Raw genomic sequence first — 7,139 nt, forward strand, 5'->3', positions numbered from 1 at the left:
TCGTGGGGCGCGCCAGGCACCGGCGGGTCTCCTGGGCGAAGATCAGCGCCGCTGTGAAGATCAGCGAGGACACGGCCCGGCACCGCTTCACCGAACGCCACATTCTCCGGCGCCTCAGCCGGTTCGCCCGCCGCCGTCACCTGCCGGCCTCGCTCAGCGAGCGGTACGCGCCCCGCCGCGCCGCGCTGAGCCCCAGGAAACGCACCCCGGGCCCCGCGGGCACCGATTCCGGCACGGACGGCACAGCAACACGGGAGACCGGCCGTCATACCGAGACCTGGGGGGTGTTCACTCTGACGAGTGAACCCAACACGGGAACTCGCCTGGCTGTACCGCGTGTCGCCTGTATCGCTGCCGGGCTCGGATTGACAGCTGGCCAGGCCATCTGGGCTACGGGCCAAGGACTGTCCCGCAAGTGCTCTTGAGGTGCGGTGGACATGGGTCGTGGCGGGCATGATTACGGCGCCGGAGCCGTTCCGGGTCCGTACACCGGGCTGAGCCCGGGCGCCTTCGGCAACCGGCTCGCCCTGAGCTGAGCGGTCTGGCGCTGCCGGTCGGCCAGTCATACAGCGGCCAGCAGCGATCCACAGCGTGAGGTTCAGCATCGGCTCCTTGACCGAGGATTGCCCGCACCCCTGTGACGAGACAGCACCCCGCCTGTGCATCTCCGAACACGCCGGCAGCAGGGAGACGTGGGTCACACGCGTCCGTGTCACAGGGTGTGGGGCTGCCTCGTCTCAGGGGGTGTAGCCACTGACGACCACGGAGGAGCACACGATGGACGCGCGACTGAACTACTTCGCCGGCCCGAACCCCGGCAAGGCCCTCAAGCACCTCATGTCGGCGGGCAGGGCGCTCAAGGAATCCCCGCTGCCGGCCGCGACGCAGGAGTTGGTGGCGCTGCGCGTGAGCCAGATCAACGGCTGCGCCGTCTGCATCGACATGCACACGAAGGAGGCCGCCGCCGCCGGGGAGGCCCCGGTGCGGCTGAACCTGGTGGCGGCGTGGCGGGAGGCCACGGTCTTCACCGAGGCCGAACGCGTCGCGCTGGAGCTGGCGGAGCAGGGGACCCGGGTCGCGGACGCGGCCGGCGGGGTCAGCGACGAGGCCTGGGCGCGTGCCGCCGAGCACTACGACGAGGAGCAGCTCACCGCCCTGGTGATCCTGGTGTCCTTCATGAACACGGTGAACCGGCTGAACATCATCACCCAGCAGCCGGCCGGCGACTACGAGGCCGGGCAGTTCCACTGAACGGTCCTCGGCAACCGGCCCGGGCCGCGGGCTCCGGGCTCCCGGCCCGTGAGGGCCTTGCTCTGCGCCGCCGGTGGACAGGATGATCACCACAAGATGCCCGCGCCGGCGCGTACGGCCGGGCGGGGGACTGCAAGGGGGGAGTCGGCGTGAGCAAGGTCGAGGAGTTCGAGGAGCTGCGGCCGCTGCTGTTCTCGATCGCCTACCGGATTCTGGGCAGCGTGGGAGAGGCCGAGGACGCGGTACAGGAGACCTGGCTGCGCTTCGACGGCTCGGCGACCCGGCCCACGTCGACCAAGGCCTTCCTGTCCGCCACGGTGACGCGGATCTCGATCGACGTGCTGCGCTCCGCACGGGTGAGGCGGGAGGAGTACGTCGGGCCGTGGTTCCCCGAGCCGCTGCTCACCGACCCCTATCAGGATCCGGCACGCTCGGCGGAACTGGCCGACTCCGTGTCGATGGCGGCGCTGCTGCTCCTGGAGCGGCTCAGCCCGCTGGAGCGGTCGGTGTTCGTGCTGCGGGAAGTGTTCGGCTTCGGCTTCGACGAGGTCGCCGCGGCGGTGGAGCGGTCGGAAGCGGCGTGCCGGCAGCTGCTGGTACGGGCGCGGCGGCACATGCAGGCCGGACGGCCACGGTTCGAAGCGGACCTTCAGGAGCGGCAGGAACTGGCGACGCGGTTCTTCGACGCCCTCCGCGAAGGCGATGTCGTCGGCCTGCGGGATCTGCTCGCCGCCGACGTGTCGATGGTCGGGGACGGCGGCGGCAAGGCCCCGCAGCTTGCCAGGGCCGTCATCGGCGCCGAGAACGTGGCCCGGCTGCTCGCCTCCGTCTTCCCCCGGATGGCCCGGATCGACGTGACCTTCGAGCCGCACGAGGTCAACGGCCAGCCCGGAGCGATCTTCCGCGACCGGGACGGCAAGGTGCTCCACACCTTGGCCCTCGACGTGCTCGACGGGCAGATCCAGACCATCCGCTCGGTGATCAACCCCGACAAGCTCGGCCATCTCGGGCCGGTCGCTGACGCCTGGGCTGTCGACCGCGAGGTGAAGCAGGCCCGCCCGCAGACGAAATGACCTCGGGACTGGGGTTGGGTCGGTTCGTTCACCAGCGGCTCATGTCAGCGGCTTCCAGGCGGCCGGCGCCTGTCCGGCGAGGTTGAGGTTGTGCAGGCGGGCCATGCCGCGCATCGCGTGGTGCACACCGTCGCCGCGGAGGCGGCAGTCGCGCAAGATCTTCCAGGTCTTCATGCGGGCAAAGACGTGCTCGACGCGGGCCCGGACCTGCCTGTGGCTCTTGTTGTGCACCTGCTTCCAGTCGGGGAGTTCTTCGTCCGCGCCGCGACGGCGGTGAGGGACGACCAGTCCCCATCCACCGTAGCCGCCGCCGGCGACCGTTACGGTCTTCCCGACCGCGTCCTTCGCGCCGGACTCGGCCCAGGCCCGGCAGCCATTGCGGTAGCCCGGCAGTGGCCGGCCGAGCACGACCACCAGCCGGGTGCCGGCGTCGACGACCACCTGATGGTCGGTCGAGTACCGATGGTTCTTCGGCCGCTCAGCCACGGTTGGATCGCGGGTCGGCACCAGGGTGCCGATCGGGCACCGGGAGAAATGGTGCCTGGCCCTGGATGTCCTGGACGAGCCGGCCGGTTGGGGGCTCGTGCCGCCGGTGGTGGTGGCAGACGCCGGCTACGGGCAGAACGCCGACTTCCGCGACGGGCTGGATCGTCGGAGCATCGGCTACGTGGTGGCGATCCGCTCGGACGTGACCGTCCACGCGCACGATGCCGTGCCCACTGCCCCGCCCTGGTCCGGCAACGGTCCCAAGCCCCGGCCGCGCTACCGCGACAAGCCGTCCCCGGTGGCCGCGCTCGCGGCCGGTCATGGGCGGCAGGCCTTCACCGAGGTGACCTGGCGGGAAGGCTCCCGCGGGCCGATGCGTCGCGTTTCCTGTCCCTGCGGGTGCGGCCGGCGGGGGTCAAGTCCCGACGCCTCGCACAGGCCGCCGCCACAGACGAAAACTGCCGGGACGGCGTCCTGCCCGACGTCACGCTACTGGTCGAATGGGCCGCCGGCGCCGAGGCGCCGCCCGGCTACTGGCTGTCCAACCTGCCCGACACGCTCTCCCTCGCCGAACTGGTCCGACTGGCGAAGATCCGCCGGCGCATCGAGCACGACTACCGGGAACTCAAGCACGGCCTCGGCCTGGACCACTTCGAGGGACGTTCCTGGGCGGGGTGGCATCACCACGTCACCCTGGTCACCGCCGCCCCACGCGATCCTCACCGAACAGCGCCTGGCCCCCAAAGCCGATACAGCGGGCTTACCTTCTACCAGATCCTCGACACCATCCAGGACCTGCTGAACTGCTGGACCGGCACCTGCACCACCTGCCACCGCCCCCTGCCAAGAACATCCACCACCAGCCCGAACCCAAGAGCCAGAGCGACCTAACGGAGTCCTACCAGTGCCGCGGCACTGGTACCGCCATGTGCTTGTTCTGACTGCTGGGCAGTGGCATGGGCTGTGTCCGCGTCGTTTGCAGCGGCTGATGCGGGCTCGATGTGGTCGTCGACAGCGCCATGCCGACCAGTGCGCGATGCGGCCGGTCGGGGTCACGCCCGACCGGCCGTCCGGTGGTGCGCGGGTTCGCACCGGCGGTACATGCGTGCGCCGGGCCGGTGGCAAGGGACGCCACCGGCCCGGCGGGCGATCGGCTCGGGTCAGCCGAAGGTCAGCCCGGTCGTCTTGTTGGACATGTCGCCCATGGTCGTCATGGAGGGCTTCGGGCCGGTGGTGTCACCGCCGTTGCGGACCTGGTGCTCGTAGTGGTTGACGTCGCAGGTGTTGAAGCCCTTGAAGGACGAGATCCGGTCGTTCCACGAGGGCCAGGCGTCCCGGACGTCGTTCACGGTGAAGTCCCGCTGCCCGTCCTCCACACAGGGCCCGCCCGCCGTGATGGTGAGGGAGCCGCCGGAGGGGCTGAGGTTGGCGATGTCGTACTCGATGGACAGGACGTAGTCGACCGCTGCGGCGGTGGCCTCCGTCGCGGGCATGGGCCCCTCCAGCCGCTTCAGGAACGACGTGTCGGAAAGGGCTGTACGGGCTACGGGCGACGCGTTGGTCACCTTCCCGTTGGTGGCGTCGACGACGGCCGCGCGGAAGGTGCTGTGACATGCCGTAGCACCCGTGGACACGTTGTACACGCAGTGTCCGTTGGTCCCTTCGACAGCGCCTGCCTGTCCCGGTACGGCGACGACGCCGCCGAACAACAGGCCCGCAGCGAGAACCGATCCGGCTGATGCACGCAATGCGTTCATATTTTTTCCCCCATTCCGGGCCGATGGTTGACCGGCCCGTTCCGATACGGCGCATGCGGTGAATCCACTGGTCAGGCATTGACCGCATGTACAGGTCAGTTCCCTAACCGTCACACGATCTCCCACTCACCACAAGAATGCTTTTCTGTCACGGCAGGCGCACGAGGCACGGGAAATCGGCCATTCCGCCTTGCGTACATCCCTCGAGACTCCCCTTGTCCACAGTGGGGCTGACGCGACTTCAGGGCTGCGTGACGCGGTGCGCGACAGCGCTTGCTGCGTTGTCGCGCCCACCGAATGCCCCCGTGTCACCGAGGGTCCATGTGAGGGAGGGGCGCCGTGACGCTGGAGCCCGCGATGACGCCGCGGACGTGCCGGCCAGATGAGGGCATGGGCGGCTTCCAGCTGTCTGAGCACGGCGGACCGGGCCATCGTCCGGTCCGGATCGGTGAGCACACGGCTGACCAGGCCGGCCTCGTCCGCGTCGGCGAAGTCGGTGACCGCGCGGGCGATGCCCTCCGCCGCATCCGGCCCGGCCTGCGCCCAGATCCGCAGCGAGGTCACGAAGAAGCGCCCCAGGGCCTCCAGGGCGAAGGTGTCCTCGCACGGCTCGCCCGCGTCCGCGCCGGGCAGCGCGGTGACCGGGACGACGACCTGCGCCGCGACGTCGACGAGCAGCTCGGGCATCCGCGACGCCGCGCCGGCGAACTCGCGGGCGGCGTCGACGTCGTCGGCCTGGACGGCCCGGAGGTGCTGAAGGCACTGATGGCCGCGTGCGGGGTCATCGGGGTGAGCGGCGTGGTGTCGGGCATGTCGGCTCCTCACGTACGGGCCGCCCCACCGATCGCGGCGGCCTCAGAAGCGATCTTCGGGGCGGGTGCCTGTGGACAGATTCCGCGCACCGACGGTGAGCGGACTCGCCCGGTCGGCGCTGTGACGTTGATCGGTAGTTGGCGGATTTGATCGGTAGTTGGCGAGCCGTGGTCTGTCGACTGTGAGTTGTGGTCGTGTACGGAGATACGCGGCGGCTCGGGCTTGCCCCGGTCCCGGTGCAAGCCATGCGTGGCCCGTGGCGAACGGACAGCCGCCGCGGACCACGCATGCGACCCTGCTGCCGGTCGCGCCGGCACGCCGTACGTCAGCGCCGTGCGTCCTTTGAGGCGTCCAGGAGTGGCAGGCCGGCCGCGTACCGGCGCAGGTATCCCGCGGTGGGAGTGTCCGCGCCGGCGACGGTGTCGGGGGTGCCCTGCGCGACCACTGCGCCTCCGTTGGGGCCGGCTCCCGGTCCGAGGTCGATTACCCAGTCCGCGGACGCGGCGACGGGGATGTCGTGTTCGGCCACGACGACGGTGTTGCCCGAGTCGAGCAGCATGTCGAGCGCGTCGACGACCTGCTGGATGTCGGACGGGTGCAGGCCCGAGACGGGTTCATCGAGGATGACGAGGCCGGCCTTGCGGCTCGCCGCGCCGCGCTGGATCGCGGACGCGAGTTTGAGGCGCTGGGCCTCGCCGCCGGACAGCTCGGTGGCGCTCTGGCCGAGTCGGAGGTAGCCGAGCCCGACCTGGTCGAGCGCAGTGAGGGTCTCCGCGAGCTGCCGGGGTTCGGTGAAGACCTCCCCGGCCTCGGCGACGGTCAGGTCCAGCACCTGGTCGACGGACAGCCCCCGGTAGGTGACCTCCAGGGCCTCGGGTCCGTAGCGCCGGCCGTCGCACGTGTCGCACACCACCCACATGTCGGGGAGGAAGTGCATGTCGACGAGCCTGCGGCCGTAGCCGGTGCAGGTCTCGCAGCGGCCGCCGGTGGTGTTGAAGCTGAACCAGGAGGCGTCGACGCCGCGCGCGCGTGCCGTATCGGTGGCGGCGAACAGTTTGCGGACGATGTCGAACGCCTTGCTGTACGTGGCCGGGTTGGATCGCGGCGTGCGCCCGAGGGGTTCCTGGTCGACCACGGCGACCCAGCCGAATCCGTCGAGTCCGGTCACCTCGCGCACGGTGTTGGCGGCCGTGCCTTTGAGGGCGGCCGCCGCGCCCGCGGCGAGTGCGCCCAGGACGCTGCTCTTGCCGCTGCCGCTGACGCCGGTCAGGCAGGTGAGCCGCCCGGCAGGGAGGCGCAGCAGCTCCGCGGCCGTGTTGTGGGCGCGCAGGCCGTGCAGTTCCACCCAGTCGGCGTCATCGCGGACCGGGCGGGGGGTGCGGCGCAGCCGCGGCCCGTTGCCGGCCAGGTAGCGGCCAGTGGCCGAGGTGGGGTTGGCGGCGGCCAGGGCGGGTGAGCCGGAGACCAGGACCTCACCGCCGAGGCGGCCCGCGCCGGGGCCCATATCGACGATCCAGTCGGCGCGGGCGATCAGTTCGGGGTCGTGTTCGACGAGGAGGACGGTGTTGCCGGCTTCGCGCAACTCCAGGGCGATGCCGAGGAGGTGATTCTTGTCCGCCGGGTGCAGCCCGGCGCCGGGTTCGTCCAGGACGAAGATGACGTGGCGGCGCGGGGGGGGGGGGGTTTAGGCGGTCCCGGGGGGCGGGAAAAAAAACCCCGGCCGTGTGGGGGCGCGGGGGGGCCGCAGCCGGGTGGGCAG

Annotated in this window: 5 protein-coding genes and 2 pseudogenes; 4 read left to right on the top strand and 3 right to left on the bottom strand. The window is 70.8% G+C overall.

Annotated elements, in window-relative coordinates:
- Nucleotides 1–777 precede the first annotated feature (777 nt).
- Together ABT147_RS34100 and ABT147_RS34105 are read left to right on the top strand one after the other, a co-directional pair.
- Nucleotides 778–1,251, top strand: coding sequence for a carboxymuconolactone decarboxylase family protein (locus ABT147_RS34100; protein ID WP_351413470.1), 474 nt, complete (start codon nucleotides 778–780; stop codon nucleotides 1,249–1,251).
- A gap of 149 nt (nucleotides 1,252–1,400) precedes the next feature.
- Nucleotides 1,401–2,324, top strand: coding sequence for an RNA polymerase sigma-70 factor (locus tag ABT147_RS34105; RefSeq protein ID WP_351413472.1), 924 nt, complete (start codon nucleotides 1,401–1,403; stop codon nucleotides 2,322–2,324).
- A 39-nt stretch (nucleotides 2,325–2,363) separates the two neighbouring features.
- Here ABT147_RS34105 and ABT147_RS34110 read toward each other — a convergent pair.
- A pseudogene (locus ABT147_RS34110) lies at nucleotides 2,364–2,840 on the bottom strand (transposase family protein); the annotation flags it as partial.
- A 1-nt stretch (nucleotide 2,841) separates the two neighbouring features.
- Here ABT147_RS34110 and ABT147_RS34115 point away from each other — a divergent pair.
- Nucleotides 2,842–3,612 (top strand): annotated as a pseudogene (locus tag ABT147_RS34115) (IS701 family transposase); the annotation flags it as partial.
- 358 nt (nucleotides 3,613–3,970) lie between these two features.
- On the opposite strand, the gene ABT147_RS34120 reads toward ABT147_RS34115, so the two are convergent.
- Nucleotides 3,971–4,567 carry a hypothetical protein gene (locus tag ABT147_RS34120; RefSeq protein WP_351413473.1) on the bottom strand — a complete coding sequence of 199 codons (597 nt, stop codon included), beginning with the start codon at nucleotides 4,565–4,567 and terminating at the stop codon, nucleotides 3,971–3,973.
- A gap of 339 nt (nucleotides 4,568–4,906) precedes the next feature.
- Between ABT147_RS34120 and ABT147_RS34125 the strand changes: the two genes are divergently transcribed.
- Nucleotides 4,907–5,530, top strand: coding sequence for a hypothetical protein (locus ABT147_RS34125; protein WP_351413475.1), 624 nt, complete (start codon nucleotides 4,907–4,909; stop codon nucleotides 5,528–5,530).
- A 175-nt stretch (nucleotides 5,531–5,705) separates the two neighbouring features.
- On the opposite strand, the gene ABT147_RS34130 is transcribed toward ABT147_RS34125, so the two are convergent.
- A complete protein-coding gene (locus ABT147_RS34130; RefSeq protein WP_351413478.1) occupies nucleotides 5,706–6,962 on the bottom strand; it encodes an ATP-binding cassette domain-containing protein in 1,257 nt (418 codons plus the stop codon).
- Nucleotides 6,963–7,139 lie beyond the last annotated feature (177 nt).

It is taken from the genome of Streptomyces sp. NPDC001868 (assembly GCF_040297125.1).
Classification (GTDB): domain Bacteria; phylum Actinomycetota; class Actinomycetes; order Streptomycetales; family Streptomycetaceae; genus Streptomyces.

Excerpts from the sequence above, each read along its gene's own strand:
- ABT147_RS34100 (WP_351413470.1), top strand. The coding sequence starts at position 778 with ATGGACGCGCGACTGAACTACTTCGCCGGCCCGAACCCCGGCAAGGCC.
- ABT147_RS34120 (WP_351413473.1), bottom strand. The coding sequence starts at position 4,567 with ATGAACGCATTGCGTGCATCAGCCGGATCGGTTCTCGCTGCGGGCCTG.